Here is a 21232-nt window from a genome sequence, read left to right on the forward strand (position 1 = left end):
GTTCTCCTGCTCCACCTAATCAAGTTGCAACACAACCCGAACCCGTTCATCCACGGCAGCCGCTGGCACATAACCGACAATGCTAGGGTTGGTAGCGACCAACTTCAGCATCTCATCGAAGGAATCCACCTCCTGAGGTGGTGTGCCTTTGCCAGTAAACACCAATTTGGACCAGTAAGCCTTTAGCTGAGCCGAGCTTCTGTTGAGTGCCCGCTCATCAAAACGCTCCCGACCTGGCATCCCTTCGGCCAGATTGATTGGGATCGCGGAGTTGCCATCGGAGAAAGTGCGGCCTCGCCCAAGGTACAAACGGGACACATCTTCTGCGCTTAGCTCAGCCACATTGGTAGGATGCACAATGACAGCAAGCGGCTCAGCCACTAACCCGGCACTCAGCAGCACACTGCTCAATAAAATAGTGATAGATCGAACATTCATGGCGCGCTCCTTAGAACACGATATCGACGCCAACAACCAACGCATCATTGCGCTGATCAGAGATTTTGTTTTTTTCCGAGCTGTATTGCGCCTTAAACGCAGCCGAGGGATGAAAGTCATAACGCAGCCCCAGATTCACTGTGTTGGTTTTCGCTGCCTGACTTTCAATGGTGCCTACCACCAGTTCTCTTAAACCTGGAGAGGGCAATACTGGTAAAAAAGGCTGGTAGATATCACTTTTTGCTTTACGATCTACGCTTTCATAAGAGATAAATGGCGTATACTCGTTGATGCGATAGCCTACTGATACAAAATAATTGGTTCGCTTGGCAAATAAAGAGCCGGATACATCCACTTTATTGTATTCCGCTACTGCAATCAGGTTCTCTCGATCAACTGTCAGCCCCAAGCCAAAAAAAGTCCCTTTGTCATCGTCAAAATTCATTTCCCGAACCAGTGCACCAAGTCCAGCTCCTGCCAACCCGTCCAGTAACGGATTCAAAGCCAGTGTGTCGATGGTCACTTTGGCGGAAAAATATGCTGCCCTAAAACTGTACCAGTCTTGTCCGAGCTGCCAGCTCAAGCCAGCCAGATTCTGCAACTGAGTAGGTCCAAAGCCTGCCTCACCATCAAAAGATCCATAAACCAGCTGCAGAGTCGAGTCAAATTGACCTAGCTGATCCGTCCGATACAGCGAAACTCCTTCTATATTGTCAAAGCCAAGACCATAAACACTTCGAGGTACCCGACTCCATTCATAGGCATAACCGACATCCATAAATTCAGAGTAGATGTAAAAAGGAGTGCGAAGCCGCCCTGCATTAAATGTCATATTGTCGGTAAGTTCATAGGAGAGAAACGCCCACTCGAAGCGTGCATCAAAATCATTGCTGCCCCGCCCCATCAGCTGAGCGGTTACTGACAAGCGATCACCTAAATCTGAGCGAACCTGAATAGCAAATAAACTTTCGTTCTTAAAATCCCATTCATTGGTATAACCATAGAGTGATTTATCACTGCCTGTACTCATGCCCCCCTTGATTGAAGCAAAACCATTGATGTGCAGATTTGCACTAGCAACACCACTGCAGAGAACACTCATCAGGCTGATCGCCAAGATAGATTTCTTCATCAACATCTCTCCGAAAAAAATAATGGAAGAATCTGGGAACTTTTTTCAGCCTAGTTCAGAGATGTAAAAAAGCCAGTAAAAGCCAGAAAAAACAACTTTCTGGCCCTTATCTGGCTCTAAAATGGGGAACTTAGATCAAGGCAGAACAAAAAATTTAATGATTTTCACTCACCATATTGATGGTGTACTTGGGAATTTCGATGACTAAGTCCTCATCAGCGATATGCGCCTGACACCCCAAGCGGGATTCAGGCTCAAGGCCCCAGGCTTTATCCAGCATGTCATCTTCCAGCTCATCGCTTTCATTTAAGCTGTAAAAACCTTCCCGTACCACCACATGACAGGTGGTGCAGGCACAGGACTTTTCACAGGCATGCTCAATCGAAATACCGTTACGCAACGCTACATCTAAAATGGTATCGCCTTTGGCCGCTTCAAGCTCGGCACCTTGTGGGCACAGTTCTGCATGCGGCAGAAAAATAATTTTTGGCATGGTTAAACCTCATCCACCTTGTGCCCTTTCAGGGCGTTTCGAATTGATTGATCCATTCTCAGGGCTGCAAACTGATCGGTGCTGTTATTCACACGCTCAATGGCCAGCTTAATGGCCTCGCCATCCTGCCCCTGACGCTGTTGCTGCAACTCGGCTAGGTGCAGCTCAATACGCTTGCGTTCTTCCATCTCCAGCAGGTGGCCATCGCTAGCTAGGGCTGCATGTACCGCCTCGAGTACCCGGCCGGCTTCCACCTGCTGTTCCAGCAGCATGCGCTTTTGCATATCGGCTTTGGCGTGCTGCATCGAACCTGTGATCATGCTCATAATCTGCTCATCGGTCAGTCCATAAGATGGCTTGACTTCAATACTGGCCACCACACCGCTGCTTTTTTCCTGCGCCGTGACATGCAAGAGGCCATCGGCATCGACCTGGAAAGTGACCCGGATATGGGCTCCTCCGGCTGGCATAGGTGGAATGCCATGCAGCTCAAAGCGGGCCAGCGAGCGATTATCAGCCACCAGCTCACGTTCTCCCTGCAACACATGAATCGCCATTGCGGTCTGGCCGTCTTTGAAGGTGGTAAACTCCTGAGCTTTGGCCACCGGGATCACGGTATTGCGCGGAATAATTTTTTCCACCAGGCCACCCATGGTTTCAAGCCCCAAAGACAAGGGGATCACATCCAGCAGCAGCGTATCCTGCTCGCTTTTGTTGCCAACCAATACATTGGCTTGAATGGCTGCACCAAGTGCCACCACCTGGTCTGGATCAATGGTCGTCAATGGCTCTTGACCAAATAGCTCAGCCACTTGCTGACGCACCAGCGGTACCCGGGTGGAACCTCCCACCATCACGACCGACAAAACCTCATCCAGCTGAAGGCCAGCATCGCGTACCGCAGACTTACAGGCCAGCAGAGTTTTGCGCACCAATGGCTGAATTAAGTTTTCAAAGGTCGCGCGATCGAAGCTGCCGCGAAATTCATCATCACCAAGTGGCAATACAAAATCGGCCTGTTCAGCCTTGCTAAGCTGTTCTTTTAAACGTCGCGCCAATAATTTGTACTCGCGCAAGCTTTGAGCCGAACGCTCTGTTTCACCGGTTTGTTCAAGTAACCAACCAACAATGGCCTGATCAAAATCATCCCCACCGAGCGCTGAGTTACCGCCGGTGGCCAATACCTCGAACACGCCTTTTTGCAGACGCAGGATGGAAATATCAAAGGTGCCACCGCCTAAATCATAAACAGCCACCACCCCTTCCTGGCCGGAGTCCAGACCATAGGCCAGGGCTGCAGCGGTTGGTTCATTCAGCAATCGCAAGACATTAAGGCCTGCAAGCCGGGCGGCATCTTTGGTGGCCTGCCGCTGGGCATCATCAAAATAGGCGGGCACGGTAATAACGACACCGGCCAGCTCGCCGGCCAAATGTTCAGTTGCGATGTCATGCAGACGTTTGAGAATTTCTGCCGACACTTCAACCGGGTTTTTTACGCCCTGCCGTGTTTGCAAGGCCAACAGGCCGGATTGGTCTACCAGTTGGTAAGGCAACTGCTCCGCCTGGTTGGCGATTTCAGCAAAGCCTCGGCCCATAAAGCGCTTGACCGATAAAATGGTATTCTCAGCGTCAAATACCGCTGCATCCAGGGCGGACTGGCCGATGTCGGTCTGGTCAGCGCTAACAAAACGCACGGCTGATGACACCATTGGCTGGTCATCACTGCCCAGCAGAATTTGCGCTTCGCCACTGCGTACCGTAGCAACCAGAGAATTGGTAGTGCCCAGATCAATGCCAGCTGCCAGTTTGTGTTGATGCGGCGCCGAGCTTTGACCCGGCTCAGCGATTTGTAGTAATGCCATGGGTAATTGTCTTATCGTTGCTGTTCAATAAACTCAAGCTCTTGCTGCAGTTTATCAAAGAATTTAAGTTTACGAAGAAGAGATGCGGCTTGTTGATTACCGGTTTCTGATTGCTGTTCCAGCGCCTGGCTCAGCTCATTGTGCAGTTGCTGCTGGCCTTGCTGCAGCTCCTGCTCCAACTGCTGTTGCAGCACCTGGGTTTGCTCGGGAGCAGTAGCAATCTCGGCCAGTTGCTCACGCAGTTCCATTTGCTGCATTAAAAAAACCGGGTCCTGAAAGCTTTGTTGTTCGTGCTTAAGATCAATGCCACGGCATTGCAACAGGTACTCAGCGCGGCGCAGAGGATGCTTGAGTGTTTGGAAGGCATCGTTGATCAAGGCCGCCTGCTGCACCGATTGGCGCCGGTCGCGCTCGCTGGCGTTGGCAAAGTTATCCGGGTGAAACCGGCGTTGCAGCTGTAAATAGTGCTGGCTCAGCAGGGCTGCATCCAGCTCCATCCTTTGTGGCAGTTGAAACAACTCAAAATAATTCAAGGGCCTGGTTCCTACACCGTGAAACTTTCGCCGCAACCACACTCACCATTGACATTGGGGTTGTTAAACTTGAAACCTTCGTTTAACCCTTCTCGGGTAAAATCCAGCTGAGTGCCGTCAATGTAGACCAGGCTCTTACCATCCACTATCAACTTAATGCCTTGCTGATCGAATACCTCATCGTCCGGGTTCAGCTCATCAACAAACTCAAGTACATAAGCAAGGCCGGAGCAACCTGTAGTTTTCACACCAACCCGCAGCCCGATGCCTTTACCACGATTGCTGAGGAAATGGCGAACCCTGTCCGCCGCTGCATCCGTCATTGTGATGGCCATGCTTACCCCTGAGCACCTTGCTTTTGCTTGTAATCCGCAATGGCTGCTTTGATGGCATCTTCAGCCAAAATGGAGCAGTGAATTTTTACCGGCGGCAAAGCCAGCTCCTGGGCAATTTCGGTGTTGGTAATTTTTTGCGCTTCATCCAACGTCTTGCCTTTCACCCACTCGGTAACCAGCGAACTAGAGGCAATAGCACTGCCACAGCCATAGGTTTTAAAGCGGGCATCTTCAATGACACCCTGCTCATTCACTTTCAGTTGCAAACGCATCACATCACCACAAGCCGGCGCACCTACCATGCCAGTCGCAATGGTTGGATCGTCTTTGGCAAAGGAGCCGACATTGCGCGGGTTTTCGTAGTGATCGATTACTTTATTGCTGTAAGCCATTGCTTTAACCTCCTGAGTCAGTTACTTCGTTTAGTGAGCAACCCACTCTACTGAATTTAAGTCGATGCCATCTTTGTACATATCCCATAACGGCGACATTTCGCGCAACCGGGTGATGGCCTCGTTGACAATTTTCACAGTATGATCGATGTCTGCTTCGGTGGTGTAACGACCAATACTAAAACGAATCGAGCTATGTGCCAGTTCATCGCTCAACCCAAGCGCTCGCAGCACATAGGAAGGCTCCAGGCTGGCCGAAGTACAGGCAGAACCCGAAGAAACGGCAATGTCTTTCAGTGCCATGATCAGTGACTCGCCTTCCACATAGTTAAAGCTGATGTTGGTGATACCCGGCACCCGCTGTGCTTCATCACCGTTTAAAAACACCTGCTCAATATCCTTTACGCCATCCCACAGCCGTTGGCGCAGAGTTTCAAAGCGCTGGCGCTCTGCTGCCATTTCCTCTTTAGCAATACGGAAGGCTTCGCCCATACCCACCAGTTGGTGCGTTGCCAAAGTACCGGAGCGCATGCCCCGCTCATGGCCACCACCATGCGTTTGTGCTTCCAGCCTGATGCGTGGTTTACGCCGAACGTACAAGGCGCCAACCCCTTTGGGACCATAAATTTTATGGGCTGAAAACGACATCAGATCCACTTTCAACTGTTGCAGATCGATATCGACTTTACCCGCAGCCTGGGCAGCATCGACATGAAACACGATGCCCTTTTCCCGGCACAGCTCACCGATAGCAGGGATGTCCTGAATCACACCAATTTCATTGTTGACGAACATCACACTGATCAAAACGGTGTCTGGCCGGATGGCTGCTTTTAGTACCTCAAGATCAATTAAACCATTGGCCGCGACATCCAGGTAGGTCACTTCGTACCCTTCCCGCTCCAGTGCACGCATGGTGTCCAGCACTGCTTTGTGCTCGGTTTTCAGGGTAATTAAATGCTTGCCTTTTTTATGGTAGAAGCCAGCAACCCCTTTAATGGCCAGGTTGTTGGATTCAGTGGCGCCTGAAGTCCAAACGATTTCACGCGGATCGGCATTGACCAACTCTGCCACCTGACTGCGAGCCAGTTCAACAGCCTCTTCAGCTTGCCAACCAAAACGGTGTGAACGCGATGCCGGGTTGCCGTACTGGCCATCAAAGGTCAGGTACTGCATCATTTTTTCAGCTACCCGCTGATCAACCGGGGTTGTTGCCGCATAATCCAAATAAATAGGTAACTTCATCTTGGGCTCCAGTTAGGCTGCCTACAGCTGGCAACTTACTTCAATCTTGTTTACCGAGGAGGACGCCGCTTCTGCTTTATCCTGACGTTTCGCCACACCTTGAACGTCGCTTTGTTCAACCAATTCTGCCAGCGAGATACTGGTTAGGAAGTCCTCAATCCGCTGGCTTAGATCACTCCACAAACTGTGGGTCAGGCAACGCACCCCACCTTGACAGTCGGACTTTCCCTGACAGCGAGTTGCATCGATGGATTCATCGACCGCACTGATCACTTCTGCCACGGCAATCTTTGCCGCCTCTCGCCCCAGTTGATAACCACCACCCGGGCCTCGCACGCTGCTGACCAAACCACGTTTGCGTAAACGGGCAAACAGCTGCTCGAGATACGACAGGGAAATACCCTGCCGCTCAGAAATATCGGCCAGAGAGACTGGCCCGCTGCTGTGATGCAAAGCAACATCCAGCATGGCTGTCACTGCGTAGCGCCCCTTCGATGTCAATCTCATGCTGTACTCCGGATGGCTCTGTCATTAAGCGTTGTATTGATAGCAGCCATTGTACATTCCCGACTATTTTAGTCAAGTATAAAACCCGGCAGTTTAGTCAGGTATTATGGTGACGGATCAACCAGCCAGGCCAGCATTCGATGGCACTTTATTTACGCTATTTTTGTGGTTCGCTACCGGGCAAACGTTTTTGTACCGATGTCAGTATGCCCCGCAAAATATTGTACTCAGCCTCTTCCGGCCGTGCCCGGTTGAACAAACGTTTTAACTTGGTCATCACCATGCCTGGGTGTTGACGAATGATAAAGCCGGTCTGATCCAGCGTTTGCTCTAAGTGCTGATAAAAGTTGTCCATCTGGCTAGCTGTTGGATAACTGACTCCATCGACGGCATCGGTATGCACAGCCTGGGCGAGCGCCGCAACACGTACTTCATAGGCGATGATTTGCACCGCCATCGCCAGATTCAATGAACTGTAATCAGGATTGGCTGGAATACAGACATGATAATTGCACAATTGCAGCTCTTCATTGCTTAAGCCACTGCTTTCGCGGCCAAACACCAGCGCTACCGGGTGACTGCCCGCTTCTTTGACGGCCAGTTCACCGAGGGCTCTTGGTTCCAGCATGGGCCAGGACAGAGTGCGTGAACGCGCACTGGTGCCCACGACCAGGCCGCAATCAGCAACAGCCTGAGCCAGCGAATCAAAGTGCCCGGCTTGACTAAGTAATTCGCTGGCACCAGCCGAAAGTGCATAGGCATGGCCATCCAATTCAGCTTTAGGCTGCACCAAACAAAGCCGACTTAAACCCATGGTTTTCATGGCCCTGGCAACCGAGCCAATGTTGCCGCTGTGGGTGGTTCCCACCAGTACAATTTTAATCTGATCCAGCATAAGGCACCCTTTTTGAAGGGGCGCTATTCTATCACAGCCTTACGCGACAGGGACAGACTCTACCCAACATAGCCTGGCAATAAAACCAAAAGAGGTAGCATCGAGGTCATGCCAGCCATTGGTTGGAGTCAACAGCGGAGCGGTAAATCGCTGCATTTTTTGTTGGCCTTTGCTACACTAACCCACCTCGGCGGTGTGCGTGGTGTCCAGCCAATCCGATCCTGGACGCACCGGGTATAAACAATGCTTTCAACCCTATAAAGGATACCCTCATGACTGCAACTGGTAAGACATTGAGCTGGCTGACGCTGCCAGCACTGGCATTATGCACCTCACTATTCGCTTCTGAAGCCGCTATCCAGGCTGCTGTAGAACATCCCACTCGTACAGCGGCCAATACAGAGCGGGACCAATACCGTAATCCGGCCGCTACTTTGTCCTTTTTTGACGTGCGGCCAAACAGTACTGTGGTAGAGATATCACCAGGCGCTGGCTGGTATACCGAAATTCTTGCTCCTCTTCTGCACCAGCAAGGCAAGCTGTATGCTGCCCATTTTCCGGCCAACAGTTCATCCGAATTTGCTCAGCGATCACGTGCCGCTTTCTCTGAAAAAATGGCATCGCATTCTGTCTACAGCAAGGTTCAAATGAGCGAGTTCGCTCCCACCGCAGGTGTTCAGATTGCACCTGACGGCAGTGCCGATGTGGTGCTGACCTTTCGCAACCTGCACAACTGGTACATGCAAGGTGGTGAAGATGCCATGCGTATTGCATTCAATCACTTTTACCAAGCCCTTAAACCAGGTGGCGTGCTAGGCGTCGTCGAGCACCGCTTACCTGAAGCCAAACGTGACAGTAACTGGGTTCAAAGCGGTTACTTTCCGCAAAGTCTGGCCATTGAACTAGCCGAGCAAGCGGGCTTTGTGTTTGAAGCCAGCAGTGAAATCAATGCCAATCCCAGGGATACAGCCGATCATCCTCGTGGTGTTTGGACCTTACCGCCCAGCTTACGGCTTGGCGAGCAAGACAGGGATCGTTATTTAGCCATTGGCGAGAGCGATCGGATGACCCTTAAGTTTCGTAAACCTCAACAGTAATAATCGGACAAACGAATGAATGTACTGGTAGTCGGCGGCGGTGGCCGCGAACATGCACTGGCCTGGAAAGCGGCCCAATCTCCCCTGGTGACAAAGGTTTTCGTGGCGCCCGGCAATGCCGGTACGGCACTGGAATCAGCCTTGCATAATGTTGCCATCGCTGCAGATGATGTGCCGGCCTTACTGGCTTTTGCCCAAGAGCAACAGATTGCGCTGACCATTGTCGGGCCGGAAGCTCCTCTTGCCAAAGGCATTGTTGATGCCTTTCGCGCGGAAAGCCTGGCGATCTTTGGCCCGACTCAGGCAGCCGCTCAACTGGAAAGCTCCAAAGCCTTTGCCAAAGACTTTCTGGCCCGCCATCACATCCCGACAGCTGGCTACCAGACCTTCACGGAAATTGCACCGGCCAAAGCTTTTGTGCAGCAGCTTGGCACCCCTATCGTGATTAAAGCAGATGGCTTAGCCGCTGGCAAAGGCGTCATTATCGCTCAAACGGATGCCGAAGCCTTTGCCGCTATTGACGATATGCTGGCTGGCAACAAGTTCGGCGATGCCGGCAGCCGGGTGGTGATTGAAGAGTTTCTGACCGGGGAAGAAGCCTCTTTTATCGTGATGGTCGATGGCAAACATGCGCTGCCGTTTGCCTCGTCGCAGGATCACAAAGCCCGTGATGAAGGCGACAAAGGTCCGAATACCGGCGGCATGGGTGCGTATTCACCCGCGCCGGTGGTAACCCCAGCGGTACACGACTGGGTCATGCAGCAAGTGATTGAGCCGACTGTGCGTGGTATGGCAGCAGAAGGCAACGTATTCACCGGCTTTTTGTATGCAGGTCTGATGATAGCGCCGGATGGCACGGCTAAGGTCCTGGAGTTCAATTGCCGCTTTGGCGATCCGGAAACCCAGCCCATTATGATGCGACTGGAGTCCGATCTGGTGGCGCTGTGTCAGGCTGCTGCAGAGGGCAAGCTTGGACAAAGCGAAATCCAGTTTAGCTCCGATGCTGCCGTTGGTGTAGTACTTGCCGCCGGCGGCTACCCGGACAGCTACGCCAAAGGAGCAGAAATTCATGGACTGGCCGGGGCCGATTCGGCAAAAGCCAAGGTATTTCATGCCGGCACTGAGCTCAAAGACGGCAAGGTCGTGACGAATGGTGGCCGGGTACTTTGTGCCACCGCTTTGGGCGAGAATGTCACTGCAGCCCAGCAAGCCGCTTATCAGTTGGTGCAGCAAATAAGCTGGCAGGATATGTTTTACCGTAAAGATATTGGCTACCGGGCCGTTGCCCGTGAAAAGCAGTAATCCATGCTGGACTAAGGCGCTGAGTTTTCAGAGCCTTAGTCAAGCGACAACCAATACTCAGCCAGACTGAGGACCTCCTGATCTTTAAATAACGGATTTGCCAGCTCAAAGACACGCGCCTCCCGGTAACGTTTCAGCGGGAAGGCTGCTTTCGTGACCGGATGTTGCTGCATATATATCAGTAACTCGCCACTAAGCGCCAGAGTTTGCATGCCCCGCTCCAAGCGCTCTGCCAACTGCTCATTGTCTTTATGCACAAAGAAATACATGGCCATCGGATAACGCAGCAACACGGAGTCCAGAAAAACCAGCTCCGGAAAACGATCCGCAACAGCATCCAGTTCAGCCTGCCCCTCAAAAATACTCAGTGGCAAATAATCACAACGCTGTCGCACCACCATTTCCAGCATCGAATCAAAACGTCCTACACGGGCTACCCGCAAACCAGCATGCTCCAGAACAACGGCATCCGGCCAGTGCTCTCCCTGACAGGCGATGAATTGACGTAAGTGGTAAAGGTTTGAGACCGGGCTGAACTCATGAATACGATCCCGATGTATCACCAGGCCCCGGATCCCCAAACCACCAAGAAAAACAGGCACCTTAATAGCCTGCAGTTGCTCTTCCCGCTGTTCGGAAGTACCAGTCCACATCACATCATAATACAGGTTCATTGCCAGCAGCCGGATAACCCGTCCCTGCCCGGGGTGAGGAATTAACTCCAGTCTGGCCGGGCCAAACTCATCTACCGTCACTTCAATCACACGCTCCAGCAGACCGGTGTAATAAGAGTGACTACCATCCACTGCCGTTTGTGGCCCTATGGTGCGAATAATTTGTTCAGCAAAACTTGAGGCACTAAAGAGTGCAACACCAAACATGACCGTTCGAAAGGAAAACATCGCGCATCATTCAAAGCGAAAAGCATACTTAGAGCTTAGTTTATTTTGCTACACTTTCCTACCTAACGTCAGGCAGCTAAAGAGCAGGACCAATGCGAACTTTGTTTTCAATTTTTATTCTGATAATCATGCTGGGTTGTACTCAGCAACCGACACTAAGTTGCGACGCAAGCTTCATCAGTATCCCAGCCATTCAGGGAGAAGGGGACCAGAGCCCTAAGCTTGGCAAAACCGTGCTCACCCAGGGTGTGTTGACGGCTTATATTTACCCCGATAGCCCCAGGGCTGGCTGGCTTTTGCAACAAGCAGGCCAGCCGCAACTGCAACCGGCTTCTCAGGCACTGTTTGTGCCGGATGATGGCCGCCTGGCCGATTTACAACCAGGTCAGTTGCTGGCCGTCCAGGGCCGGGTGGCAGAAATAGAGCAGCTGACCAGTTTGATTGATGTTAGGCTGCAAAGTTGTGGCCAAAGTCAGACCGAACCGCTCAGTGTACAGCTACCGCTGCCTGAGCATTTGAGCTGGGAAGCACTGGAAGGCATGTGGCTGTCATTCGAGCAACCTTTGGTGGTCAACAGCACCTTTGGGCTTGGCCGCTTTGGCGAACTGACGCTGGCCGATAAACGTTTGTGGACGCCCACTCAGATCCATCTGCCAGGCGAGGCCGCCCAAGCCCATGAGGCGCTGCAAGAGCGCCGTACGCTGGTGTTGGATGATGGCAGCCTGGTGCAAAACCCAGAGCCATTGCCTTACCCGGCTTCAGGCTTAAGCGCAAAGCAGAGCCTGCGCCTTGGCGATACCTTTGGCGGTGTTGAAGGGATTCTGTTTCAGGATCTACGTGGTTACCGGTTGGTGCCAACCCGCCAGCCAGACTGGCAACCACAAAACCCGAGGCCTGAGCCACCAACACCACGCCAGGCTGGTGAACTGCGGGTTGCCAGTTTCAATGTGCTGAACTTTTTTACCGGCGCCGATCAGGAGCAAGCCTTCCCGACCCGCCGCGGTGCCAGCAGCCCGTTGGAGCTTGAGCGCCAGCAAGCCAAACTCACCGCTGCTATTTTGGCGATGGATGCGGATATTGTCGGGCTGATTGAGCTGGAAAATAATGGCTACGCGGATGGCAGTGCCATCGCGACGCTGGTGGCGGCTTTAAATGCAGCCACCGACCGTCCCTATGCCATGGTCAGTACCGCAGAGCGCCCCGGCACAGACGCCATCAAAGTCGGGCTGATTTACCGGTCAGATACGGTGCAACAAGCTGGAACTGCTGCCACCCAACCACAGGCTCCTTTTCATCAGCTGCACCGGGCGCCGGTGGCACAAAGCTTTTTGGATCTTTTTTCCGGGAAAGTGCTGACAGTCAGCGTCAATCATTTCAAGTCCAAAGGCGGCTGCCCCAGGCGTGAGCACCCAGACTATGCCGTGATGCGCGATCAGGGCGACGGCCAGGCTTGCTGGAATGCAGCCCGGCTGGAAGCGGCGAGCGCCCTGCACAGCTGGCTGCAGCAACATCCAACCGGGCTAGATACCCCCTACCAGTTGCTGATGGGTGATCTCAATGCCTACCGCATGGAAGACCCGATCCGGTTGCTGGAACAACAGGGCTGGCAGTATCTGGACGCCAAAACCGATCAACCATCCTATTCTTTTGTATTTCGGGGCAAAAGTGGCTCGCTGGATCACGCCCTGGCCAGTCAGGCATTGGCCGAGCTCAAGCCAGAGGTGAAACACTGGCCCATTAATGCCGATGAGCCGGTCTTGCTGCAATACAGCCTGGAGTACAAAAGCCCGGCACAGCAACAAAGCCTTTATGCGCCAACGCCATATCGCTCATCGGATCATGATCCCATTATTTTGACCTTTCGGATGCAATAAACACCAGCGCCGGGCTAACTTCCCCAGATAGCCCGGCCTATCATGCCAAAGGCAGCCGCCATGCTGACCAGCCATACCAGGGAGCGCAAGCTGGCTAAATCGTACCAGTAACAGACTAAATACAGCACCCGGCAGAGCACAAACAACCAGCCAAGGCCAAGCACCCAGGCATCCAGTTGGCCGCTGACCGCAACGGCCAGTACAGCGCAGCCATAGATAAGCAAAGCCTCAAAGCTGTTGTAATGAGCAGCATTGGCCCGCTGGCCAAAACCACTGAGGCCGGCTTGCTGTAAACGCGGATTGTGGTTATCGTAACCTTCAGGTTCGCGGTGCATTGCCACCACTAAGGGTGCTTTGGCTAGATACGGCAATAGCATCGCTATAAAAAGGGTCAGTAATAAGCTGGTCATTAGTCACTCCCAAAAACAAAAAAGGACGAAGCATGGTAGCACGAGCAACAGTGGCGCAGTGGCTGGAGCCATCCTGTGAGCACAACAAGCGCTATCTTTGGGTCGATATCGCCTTAATCCTGTTGATTGGCCTGAATGTTATCGCCTTAATCCTGCAATCTATTGAGGCGCTCGATCAACAGTACCATCACTACTTCTTATATTTTGAACTCTTTTCCATCACAGTCTTTACGCTTGAATACGGTGCCCGGATCTGGAGCATTGTCGATGCGCCCGAGTATCAGCAGCAAAGCGGCACGGCCTGGCAAAAACGCTGGCGCTATATCCGCTCACCGATGGCCATTATCGATTTGCTGGCTATTCTGCCGTTTTATCTGGGCTTTATTATTGAGCTGGATTTACGTTACCTGCGGGTGTTCCGTTTGCTGCGGGTGTTTAAACTCACCCGCTACTCTCGGGCGATGCAGCTGTTGATGAATGTGTTCAGAGAAGAGCGCTTCTCCCTATTCGCAGCCTTTGCCGTGCTGTTTATCATTATGCTGGTGGCCGCTTGCGCCATGTACTCGCTGGAAAAAGATCTGCAACCGGAGCATTTTAGTTCCATCCCGCAAGCCATGTGGTGGGCTTTGGTGACGCTCACCACTGTTGGTTATGGTGATGTGACACCGATGACTGATTTGGGTAAGTTGTTTGGCGGCCTGATTACCATCGTTGGTATTGGCATGGTCGCCTTGCCGGCTGGTATTTTGGCCTCGGGCTTTTCCGAGCAGCTGTCACGCCGGCGCCAGTTCTATCAGCTGGCACTGGATCAGGCCTATAAAAACGGGCAACTGTTGCCCGATGCCGCTCCTATGCTGGAAAAACTTCGCGCTGAGCTTGGTGTCAGCCATACCGAAGCCCGCATCATGCAGCAGTTGATGGAAAAGCGCTACCAGGCCATGCATGTAACAGATCCCGAATAGATGAAAGCAACTTGCCTGAAGGTCGCTGGTCTTATAAGGTATGGATCCAATACCATAGGGTGGGCTTGTTGTGTCCGATAAAAATCCAATCATTGCCATTACCGGCTCCTCCGGCGCCGGTACCAGCACCACCAGCAATGCATTCCAGCATATTTTCCGCACCCTGGGGGTGGATGCTGCTTTTATTGAAGGCGACTGTTTTCACCGTTACAGCCGGCCAGAAATGGATTTAGCCGTCCGTAAAGCCCAGGAGCACGGCAAACACATCAGCTACTTTGGCCCCGAAGCCAACGACTTTGGTGCGCTGGAAGATTTCTTTGCCAGTTACGGCAGCAATGGCAGTGGCCGCTATCGTAAGTACCTGCATACCTTTGAAGAAGCCGTGCCCTACAATCAACTGCCTGGTACCTTCACCCCCTGGCAGGAGCTGAGGCCAAACACCGATTTATTGTTTTACGAAGGGCTGCATGGTGGCGTGGTCACCGATCAGCACAATGTGGCGCAGCATGTGGATTTGCTGATTGGCATGGTGCCCATTGTGAACCTGGAGTGGATCCAGAAAATTATCCGCGATACCCATGATCGCGGCCATAGCCGGGAAGCGGTGATGTCCAGCATTGTGCGCAGCATGGACGATTACATCAATTTCATTACACCACAGTTCTCCCGCACCCATATCAACTTTCAGCGGGTGCCTACGGTGGATACCTCCAACCCGTTCAGCGCCAAAGACATTCCGTCACTGGATGAAAGCTTTGTCGTGGTCCGTTTTCGCGGCATCAAGCATGTAGATTTCCCCTACTACCTGCAGATGATCCACGGCTCTTTTATGTCGCGGGTCAATACCCTGGTGGTACCGGGCGGTAAAATGGGGCTGGCAATGGAACTGATTTTAACGCCGCTGATAGAGAACCTGATGAAAAAGCGCGCCAACACCCGGGGCCAACTAGATTGGCTGGGGCGTTAAATGAAAAAACCGCTCAGCTGAGCGGTTTTTATGGGTGCTGACTACCAAGTGTTACTTCACATCCGGCAAATTACGGCCATAGAAAATTTCGCGGATTTCTTTAAACACCTTGCTGCTGATTTCCTTCACCTGCTCTTTACTCATCGAATCAGTACCAACACCAAACAGGTAGTTGTCCAAATCGCCTTGTTTTAGCATCATCTTGGTGTGGAACAGATTTTCCTGATACACATTAACATCAATCATCTGAAACGCGTTTTTGGTTTCCTCGTCCATGAAGTTCTGGATCGAGCTGATGGGATGATCGATGTAGTGCTTGGTGCCGCTGACATCGCGGGTAAAGCCACGCACCCGGTAGTCGATGGTGACCACATCAGATTCAAAGCTGTGAATTAAGAAGTTCAGAGCTTTTAGTGGCGAAATAATGCCACAGGTCGATACCTCAATATCGGCACGGAAGGTACAGATACCATCGTGAGGATGGACTTCCGGGTAGGTGTGCACACAGATGTGGCTTTTATCCAGGTGAGCCACTACCGCCTCAGGCAAAGGCCCTGGGTTTTCCGAGTTATCCGGATTTTCCAGAACAGGCTCTTCACTCACCAGGATCGTCACACTGGCCCCCTGGGGATCGTAATCCTGCCGGGCAATGTTAAGCACATTGGCACCTATGATATCCACTACTTCGCACAGAATATCGGTCAGACGGTCGGCATTGTACTGCTCATCGATGTATTCGATGTATTCCTGCCGATGCTGCTCGGTTTTAGCGTAACAGATATCGTAGATGCTAAAGCTTAAGCTTTTGGTCAAATTATTAAAGCCATGCAGCTTTATTTTCTCAAACGGATTGATCACTTAGTGTGCTCTCCACTACCGCTGCCTGCGGCAACAGTTGTTTGACGACAGGAAGTCAGTTGGCGCTGGCCAACCCTTCCGCGGCTTTTATACTAAACGAATGCGATACCTGAACGCTTTTCGCCAGCATCAAGGATACCGAACAGTATTTATCGGCGGATAGCTCTACCGCCCTGGCCACCTGCTTGTCACTGAGGTTTACCCCAGTCACTTCAAAGTGCAGATGCATCTTGGTAAATACCCGGGGAATGCTATCGGCTCGCTCTGCCGTCAATTTGACTTCACAGTGCAGCACCTGTTGCCTGGCTTTTTGCAAAATGCTGACTACATCTACCGACGAGCAGGCACCTGCCGACATCAGCAGCATCTCCATAGGGCTTGGGGCAGTGCTTTGTTCTTTATTGGCATCAAACACCACCTGATGACCGCTGCCAGAACAGCCAACAAAAGTCATCGAGTCCAGCCATTTTACGGATGCTTCCATCACGAAAACCTCGGTAATACCACAAAGGGGGCATATTCTAGCGAAAACTTTGCCAGGCTGCCAGCGTAAGCTTAGGGGAATTGTGCTAATCGAAGAGATCAGCTACCGCGTTATCGAACAGGTTTTTAATCAGCAGCGCCACTTCACTAATAATTTCAGCTTGTTCTTCTGTGATAGGATGCTCCAGCACACTGGAGAGTACTTCCTGAAAATCGTACATAATGCCATCCACCTCGCGGATAATGACACTGCGATGATTCATTTCCAGCTCGGTATGCTGAGTGCAGAGTTGAATGATTTGTTCCGCAATGCACTCTTCTAAAAACTCACCGACACTTTTGTTATCCGATCTGGGCGTACCGGCCTGCTCAAACAACGAGAGATTCTCTGCCAGGAACTGGATCAAGTGTTCGTAGCCGGGTTTATCGATCACCATGGTCGCGATACTGCCTTAAGAGTGCTGTAGTTGCCTAACAGTTAAGCAAAATTTAGCCCAGAAAACAAATCGGGGCCTAAGCCCCGATCAAATATTTTCTGCGAACACAGGTTAACTTAGAACTTCAGACCTGGCGAAAGCTGCTCTGGCAGCTGTACTTTATCCAGTTCGACCGAAGCAACCGGGTATGCACAGTAATCAGCCGCGTAATACGCGCTGGCGCGGTGGTTGCCACTTTTTCCGATCCCACCAAAAGGCGCTGCTGAGCTGGCACCGGTAATTGGACGGTTCCAGTTGACAATGCCAGCCCGAATACGGCGGAAAAAATGCTCGTACAGTTCAGCGCTATCACTGAGCAGGCCGGCCGATAAACCAAAGCTGGTGCGGTTGGCAGCATCAATAGCGGCATCAAAATCGGTAAAACGGAACACTTTCAGCAAGGGACCAAAATGCTCATCATCCGGGAAATTCTGGATGTTGCTGCAATCGATGATACCCGGAGACACCAGACCGGTATCCGGCTGTAGATGCTTCATCTCCAGCAACGAACGACCACCCATTTTTTGCAGTTGCGCCTGCACGTCCAACATGCCTTTAGCAGCTGCCACCGAAATCATCGATCCCATAAAGGGCTGATCGTCATCGTCGTACAAGCCAACCTTGATATTGGCCGTCACATCCAGCAAACGGGCCAGAATACGATCGCCATGCTCAGTCGCTGGCAAAAACAGTTTGCGGGCACAAGTGCAGCGCTGACCGGCAGAAATAAAGGCCGACTGCACGATATCGTGCACTGCGGCATCGATATCCGCCACATCCTGAACCAACAAGGGGTTGTTACCGCCCATTTCCAGCGCCAGAATTTTTTCCGGCCGACCAGCAAACTGCTGATGAAGAATATGACCGGTACGGGAGCTGCCGGTAAAGAACAAGCCGTCGATATCGTCATGACTGGCTAATGCTTTGCCAGTTTCCACCTCACCTTGCAGCAAGTTCAACGCACCAGCCGGTAAGCCAGCCTGCTGCCACAATTGCACGGTCAGTTCGGCAACCTTAGGCGTCAACTCACTTGGCTTAAACAAAACAGTATTACCAGCCAACAAAGCCGGCACTAAATGACCATTGGGTAAGTGACCAGGGAAGTTGTAAGGGCCAAATACCGCCACCACGCCATGCGGTTTGTGCCGTAGGAAGGCTTTGCCTTGTGGCATGGGGTTTTCTTTGCTACCAGTACGCTCTTGGTAGGCACGCACGGAAATATCAATTTTGCCAATCATGGCAGCCACTTCGGTTCGGGTTTCCCACAATGGTTTGCCCGTTTCTTCTGCAATGCAACCAGCCAACACTTCTTTTTTCGCTGTTAACTGCTCGCCAAAAGCTTTGACAAAGCCCAAGCGCTCTTCAAAGCTAAGCTGTCCCCAGTTGTACTGGGCAGCGCGGGCAGAGGCCACCGCAGCGTTTACCTGAGCAACTGAAGCCGCTTTACCTTGCCACACCTGTTGGTTTTTGGCTGGGTCAATGGATACAAACGAATGACCTTCACCGGCCACCCACTCCCCTTGAATATACTGTACAGGACTTGTCATGCTACTCCCCTAATTTAGTGTCCATCCCAAAACTATTGCTTCAGAATGACAGGAATTAAATCCTGGTTAAACGAACCCAGTCGCCGGCTTGTACCAGCAACCCTTCAGCGCAGGCGGCAGGCAGCACGACCTCATCGCTGTCTTCTGGCACAGCCAGCTCCAGCCAAGTGGCACGAAAATTCTGCAGCTTGGTGTTGCATATCATGTAGGGTTGCCCTTTCCCTACCTCACCAATACGTACCTGCCTTTTTTCACTATCACGCGCCGAGCGGATATGCTCAAGGTTTGCCTCAACCGTTGGGCCTGCGTCAAAAATATCGACATAACCACGATGTGAGAACCCCTCCGACTGCAGCAAAGAAATCGCAGGTCGGGTTTTGCCATGTACCTGGCCGATGACTGCTTGCGCTTCTTTGCTGAGCAAGCTGACATAAATCGGATACTTAGGCATCAGCTCGGCAATAAAGACTTTCTGACCAATGCCGGTCAGATAATCAGCCGTGGGAAAGTCTACTGAAAAAAAGTGCTCCTGTAACCATTGCCAGAAAGGAGAGTTGCCGTTTTCATCTGAAACGCCACGCATTTCGGCAATGATTCGATCAGAGAAGCGCTCACTGAACTCTTTTAAAAATAAAAACCGGAACTTGGACAGCAACTTGCCATTATTCTTTTGCCGGCAGTTCTCCCGCAAAAACAAGGTGCAGAGCTCACTCGCCCCGGTGTAGTCGTTGCAAAGAGTCAGGATATCGACCGTTTTATACACATTGAGCGAACGCGAACTATGGACCACTTTACCCAGATGGTAATGATAAAACGCATCATCCAAACCAACCGCAGCTTCCAGCGCGCTGGTTCCCATCACAAGGCCAGTCTCGGTATCTTCCAGCACGAACAAATAGCCTTCATCGCCTGGCGTAGTCACTGTTTTTTGGAACGAACGCTCCGAGCGACTGATTTTACGCATCAAGAGCTCGTCATTGACCGGTAAGGAGGTAAAGCCATGGCCAGACTCTACCGCAATGTCGTACAAGGCGGCGTAGTCATCAGCACGGATTGGGCGAATCACAATCATTGTCGCTTGCTCCAGTTAAATTTAGATAAAAGAGGCAGCCAGGCTGCCTCAGTGCTTCATTTCGACGTTTAGACGCCTTATTGCTTTTTTATCGGTTAAGCTGCATTTACCACTTGGGCAACCGCTTTTTCAAAACGATCCATACCATCCTGAATGTCCTGCTCGGTAATCACCAATGAAGGCGCAAAACGCACTACATTGACGCCAGCAACCAACGCCATTAACCCATGATCAGCAGCCGCCAGGAAAAAATCCCGTGCCCGGCCCTGGTACTTATCATTGAGCACAGCTCCAAGCAACATGCCTTTACCACGCACTTCGCTGAACACCTGGTACTGTTCATTAATTGCAGCCAAACGCTGCCTGAACAGTTGCTCTTTGGCCAGCACACCTTGCAGTACTTCTGGCGTATTGATGGTGTCGATCACCGCCTCAGCTACAGCACAAGCCAGGGGATTACCACCATAGGTGGTGCCATGAGTCCCGACTTTCAGATACTTGGCAATCTCGGTAGTTGTCAGCATGGCGCCGATTGGGAAGCCACCGCCCAAAGATTTGGCTGTGGTTAAAATATCCGGCTGTACCTGGTAGTTCATATAGGCATACAAGCTACCAGTACGGCCAACGCCGGTTTGAACTTCATCCATGACCAACAACGCCTGGTGTTGATCGCACAAGGCCCGCACGCCATCCAAGAACTCTTGAGTGGCAGGAATAATACCACCTTCGCCCTGGATCGGCTCCAGCACCACAGCGCAGGTGCGCTCACTGATGAATGCTTTCACACTGTCCAGATTATTAAATTCAGCATGCAGTACAGCACCTGGCTTAGGACCAAAACCATCGGAGTAACTAGCCTGGCCGCCTACAGTGACCGTAAAGAAAGTACGACCATGGAAGCTTTTGCTAAACGAAATAATTTCATGCTTGTGCTCACCGTGCACTTCAAGCGCCCAGCGCCGTGCCAGTTTAAAAGCTGCTTCGTTGGCCTCAGCACCCGAGTTGGCAAAAAACACTTTTTCAGCAAAGGTCTGCTGTACCAGTTTGCTGGCCAGGCGCAACGCTGGCTCATTAGTCAGCACGTTACTTAAATGCCAAAGCTTACCTGCCTGCTCGGTTAAAGCGCTTACCATAGCCGGGTGGCAATGACCTAAACTACTGACTGCAATACCACCAGCAAAATCCACATACTCACGGCCGTCCTGGTCCCATACCCGTGAACCCTCACCCTTAACTGGGATCATTTTTGCAGGGGCATAATTGGGTACCATTACTTCGTCAAACAAACTGCGGGTGACCTGAATTTGTTCTGCCATTTCTTGCTTACCTCTTTTGCTAGTGGCTTGGATGCAGCACTATGAGTGGCAGCATCGCATCTTTGATGACCTTATTATTGCAGAATATTTCAGCGCTGTCTGCACCTCAAAACCTGCCAAAGCCAATAAAATCA

At 51.7% G+C, this 21232-nt stretch carries 23 protein-coding genes; 5 read left to right on the top strand and 18 right to left on the bottom strand.

Annotated elements, in window-relative coordinates:
• Positions 1–15: 15 nt before the first annotated feature.
• From JJU14_RS09475 to trmJ, 10 genes are all read right to left on the bottom strand, one after another.
• Positions 16–438, bottom strand: a complete 423-nt coding sequence (locus JJU14_RS09475; protein ID WP_228612908.1) for a phosphate ABC transporter substrate-binding protein — start codon at positions 436–438, stop codon at positions 16–18.
• Positions 439–448: 10 nt separating this feature from the next.
• A complete protein-coding gene (locus JJU14_RS09480; RefSeq protein ID WP_228612910.1) occupies positions 449–1570 on the bottom strand; it encodes a porin in 1122 nt (373 codons plus the stop codon).
• A 154-nt stretch (positions 1571–1724) separates the two neighbouring features.
• Complete coding sequence (fdx, locus tag JJU14_RS09485) at positions 1725–2063, bottom strand: ISC system 2Fe-2S type ferredoxin (RefSeq protein ID WP_228612912.1); 339 nt, start codon at positions 2061–2063, stop codon at positions 1725–1727.
• Positions 2064–2065: 2 nt separating this feature from the next.
• Entirely contained in the window at positions 2066–3925 is a 1860-nt protein-coding gene (gene hscA / locus JJU14_RS09490; RefSeq protein ID WP_228612914.1) for a Fe-S protein assembly chaperone HscA, read from the bottom strand.
• Positions 3926–3936: 11 nt separating this feature from the next.
• On the bottom strand, positions 3937–4458 hold the full coding sequence (hscB, locus tag JJU14_RS09495) for a co-chaperone HscB (protein WP_228612916.1): 522 nt from the start codon (positions 4456–4458) through the stop codon (positions 3937–3939).
• Positions 4459–4469: 11 nt separating this feature from the next.
• Positions 4470–4793: an iron-sulfur cluster assembly protein IscA gene (gene iscA / locus JJU14_RS09500; RefSeq protein ID WP_091337908.1), complete on the bottom strand. Its 324-nt coding sequence runs from the start codon at positions 4791–4793 to the stop codon at positions 4470–4472.
• 2 nt (positions 4794–4795) lie between these two features.
• Entirely contained in the window at positions 4796–5185 is a 390-nt protein-coding gene (gene iscU, locus JJU14_RS09505; protein WP_091337911.1) for a Fe-S cluster assembly scaffold IscU, read from the bottom strand.
• Positions 5186–5215: 30 nt separating this feature from the next.
• A complete protein-coding gene (locus JJU14_RS09510) occupies positions 5216–6430 on the bottom strand; it encodes an IscS subfamily cysteine desulfurase (protein WP_091337914.1) in 1215 nt (404 codons plus the stop codon).
• 21 nt (positions 6431–6451) lie between these two features.
• Positions 6452–6937, bottom strand: coding sequence for a Fe-S cluster assembly transcriptional regulator IscR (iscR, locus tag JJU14_RS09515; RefSeq protein ID WP_228612918.1), 486 nt, complete (start codon positions 6935–6937; stop codon positions 6452–6454).
• Between the two features lie 157 nt (positions 6938–7094).
• Positions 7095–7832, bottom strand: coding sequence for a tRNA (cytosine(32)/uridine(32)-2'-O)-methyltransferase TrmJ (trmJ, locus tag JJU14_RS09520; protein WP_228612920.1), 738 nt, complete (start codon positions 7830–7832; stop codon positions 7095–7097).
• Positions 7833–8104: 272 nt separating this feature from the next.
• Here trmJ and JJU14_RS09525 point away from each other — a divergent pair, with 272 nt between their 5' ends.
• Both JJU14_RS09525 and purD read left to right on the top strand, forming a co-directional pair.
• Positions 8105–8929 carry a class I SAM-dependent methyltransferase gene (locus JJU14_RS09525; protein WP_228612922.1) on the top strand — a complete coding sequence of 275 codons (825 nt, stop codon included), beginning with the start codon at positions 8105–8107 and terminating at the stop codon, positions 8927–8929.
• A 15-nt stretch (positions 8930–8944) separates the two neighbouring features.
• A complete protein-coding gene (gene purD, locus JJU14_RS09530; RefSeq protein ID WP_228612924.1) occupies positions 8945–10231 on the top strand; it encodes a phosphoribosylamine--glycine ligase in 1287 nt (428 codons plus the stop codon).
• 35 nt (positions 10232–10266) lie between these two features.
• Here purD and JJU14_RS09535 read toward each other — a convergent pair whose 3' ends face one another.
• Positions 10267–11133 (bottom strand): hypothetical protein, encoded by an 867-nt coding sequence (locus JJU14_RS09535; protein WP_228612926.1) that lies wholly within the window; start codon positions 11131–11133, stop codon positions 10267–10269.
• Positions 11134–11225: 92 nt separating this feature from the next.
• Here JJU14_RS09535 and JJU14_RS09540 point away from each other — a divergent pair, with 92 nt between their 5' ends.
• Positions 11226–13007, top strand: coding sequence for an ExeM/NucH family extracellular endonuclease (locus JJU14_RS09540; protein WP_228612928.1), 1782 nt, complete (start codon positions 11226–11228; stop codon positions 13005–13007).
• A gap of 14 nt (positions 13008–13021) precedes the next feature.
• On the opposite strand, the gene JJU14_RS09545 is transcribed toward JJU14_RS09540, so the two are convergent.
• Positions 13022–13417, bottom strand: a complete 396-nt coding sequence (locus JJU14_RS09545; protein ID WP_228612930.1) for an MAPEG family protein — start codon at positions 13415–13417, stop codon at positions 13022–13024.
• Positions 13418–13449: 32 nt separating this feature from the next.
• Between JJU14_RS09545 and JJU14_RS09550 the strand changes: the two genes are divergently transcribed.
• A complete protein-coding gene (locus JJU14_RS09550; protein WP_228612932.1) occupies positions 13450–14379 on the top strand; it encodes an ion transporter in 930 nt (309 codons plus the stop codon).
• Positions 14380–14449: 70 nt separating this feature from the next.
• Positions 14450–15346: a phosphoribulokinase gene (locus JJU14_RS09555; protein WP_228612934.1), complete on the top strand. Its 897-nt coding sequence runs from the start codon at positions 14450–14452 to the stop codon at positions 15344–15346.
• 51 nt (positions 15347–15397) lie between these two features.
• On the opposite strand, the gene speD is transcribed toward JJU14_RS09555, so the two are convergent.
• The 6 genes from speD to JJU14_RS09585 form a co-directional block, all read right to left on the bottom strand.
• Positions 15398–16204: an adenosylmethionine decarboxylase gene (gene speD / locus JJU14_RS09560; protein WP_228612936.1), complete on the bottom strand. Its 807-nt coding sequence runs from the start codon at positions 16202–16204 to the stop codon at positions 15398–15400.
• Positions 16205–16259: 55 nt separating this feature from the next.
• Positions 16260–16688, bottom strand: coding sequence for an OsmC family protein (locus JJU14_RS09565; protein WP_228612938.1), 429 nt, complete (start codon positions 16686–16688; stop codon positions 16260–16262).
• An 85-nt stretch (positions 16689–16773) separates the two neighbouring features.
• Entirely contained in the window at positions 16774–17124 is a 351-nt protein-coding gene (locus JJU14_RS09570; RefSeq protein WP_228612940.1) for a DUF3802 family protein, read from the bottom strand.
• Between the two features lie 116 nt (positions 17125–17240).
• Positions 17241–18710, bottom strand: a complete 1470-nt coding sequence (astD, locus tag JJU14_RS09575) for a succinylglutamate-semialdehyde dehydrogenase (protein ID WP_228612941.1) — start codon at positions 18708–18710, stop codon at positions 17241–17243.
• 55 nt (positions 18711–18765) lie between these two features.
• Complete coding sequence (astA, locus tag JJU14_RS09580; protein ID WP_228612943.1) at positions 18766–19782, bottom strand: arginine N-succinyltransferase; 1017 nt, start codon at positions 19780–19782, stop codon at positions 18766–18768.
• 95 nt (positions 19783–19877) lie between these two features.
• Positions 19878–21098, bottom strand: coding sequence for an aspartate aminotransferase family protein (locus tag JJU14_RS09585; protein ID WP_228612945.1), 1221 nt, complete (start codon positions 21096–21098; stop codon positions 19878–19880).
• Positions 21099–21232: the final 134 nt, after the last annotated feature.

The organism is Alkalimonas sp., from assembly GCF_020831925.1.
Taxonomy (GTDB): domain Bacteria; phylum Pseudomonadota; class Gammaproteobacteria; order Enterobacterales; family Alteromonadaceae; genus Alkalimonas.

What these genes read in the sequence shown, in the direction of transcription:
- JJU14_RS09475 (WP_228612908.1), bottom strand. Translation starts at nt 438, where the DNA reads ATGAATGTTCGATCTATCACTATTTTATTGAGCAGTGTGCTGCTGAGT.
- JJU14_RS09480 (WP_228612910.1), bottom strand. Translation starts at nt 1,570, where the DNA reads ATGAAGAAATCTATCTTGGCGATCAGCCTGATGAGTGTTCTCTGCAGT.
- fdx (WP_228612912.1), bottom strand. Translation starts at nt 2,063, where the DNA reads ATGCCAAAAATTATTTTTCTGCCGCATGCAGAACTGTGCCCACAAGGT.
- hscA (WP_228612914.1), bottom strand. Translation starts at nt 3,925, where the DNA reads ATGGCATTACTACAAATCGCTGAGCCGGGTCAAAGCTCGGCGCCGCAT.
- iscA (WP_091337908.1), bottom strand. Translation starts at nt 4,793, where the DNA reads ATGGCCATCACAATGACGGATGCAGCGGCGGACAGGGTTCGCCATTTC.
- iscU (WP_091337911.1), bottom strand. Translation starts at nt 5,185, where the DNA reads ATGGCTTACAGCAATAAAGTAATCGATCACTACGAAAACCCGCGCAAT.
- JJU14_RS09510 (WP_091337914.1), bottom strand. Translation starts at nt 6,430, where the DNA reads ATGAAGTTACCTATTTATTTGGATTATGCGGCAACAACCCCGGTTGAT.
- iscR (WP_228612918.1), bottom strand. Translation starts at nt 6,937, where the DNA reads ATGAGATTGACATCGAAGGGGCGCTACGCAGTGACAGCCATGCTGGAT.
- trmJ (WP_228612920.1), bottom strand. Translation starts at nt 7,832, where the DNA reads ATGCTGGATCAGATTAAAATTGTACTGGTGGGAACCACCCACAGCGGC.
- JJU14_RS09525 (WP_228612922.1), top strand. Translation starts at nt 8,105, where the DNA reads ATGACTGCAACTGGTAAGACATTGAGCTGGCTGACGCTGCCAGCACTG.
- purD (WP_228612924.1), top strand. Translation starts at nt 8,945, where the DNA reads ATGAATGTACTGGTAGTCGGCGGCGGTGGCCGCGAACATGCACTGGCC.
- JJU14_RS09535 (WP_228612926.1), bottom strand. Translation starts at nt 11,133, where the DNA reads ATGTTTTCCTTTCGAACGGTCATGTTTGGTGTTGCACTCTTTAGTGCC.
- JJU14_RS09540 (WP_228612928.1), top strand. Translation starts at nt 11,226, where the DNA reads ATGCGAACTTTGTTTTCAATTTTTATTCTGATAATCATGCTGGGTTGT.
- JJU14_RS09545 (WP_228612930.1), bottom strand. Translation starts at nt 13,417, where the DNA reads ATGACCAGCTTATTACTGACCCTTTTTATAGCGATGCTATTGCCGTAT.
- JJU14_RS09550 (WP_228612932.1), top strand. Translation starts at nt 13,450, where the DNA reads ATGGTAGCACGAGCAACAGTGGCGCAGTGGCTGGAGCCATCCTGTGAG.
- JJU14_RS09565 (WP_228612938.1), bottom strand. Translation starts at nt 16,688, where the DNA reads ATGGAAGCATCCGTAAAATGGCTGGACTCGATGACTTTTGTTGGCTGT.
- JJU14_RS09570 (WP_228612940.1), bottom strand. Translation starts at nt 17,124, where the DNA reads ATGGTGATCGATAAACCCGGCTACGAACACTTGATCCAGTTCCTGGCA.
- astD (WP_228612941.1), bottom strand. Translation starts at nt 18,710, where the DNA reads ATGACAAGTCCTGTACAGTATATTCAAGGGGAGTGGGTGGCCGGTGAA.
- astA (WP_228612943.1), bottom strand. Translation starts at nt 19,782, where the DNA reads ATGATTGTGATTCGCCCAATCCGTGCTGATGACTACGCCGCCTTGTAC.
- JJU14_RS09585 (WP_228612945.1), bottom strand. Translation starts at nt 21,098, where the DNA reads ATGGCAGAACAAATTCAGGTCACCCGCAGTTTGTTTGACGAAGTAATG.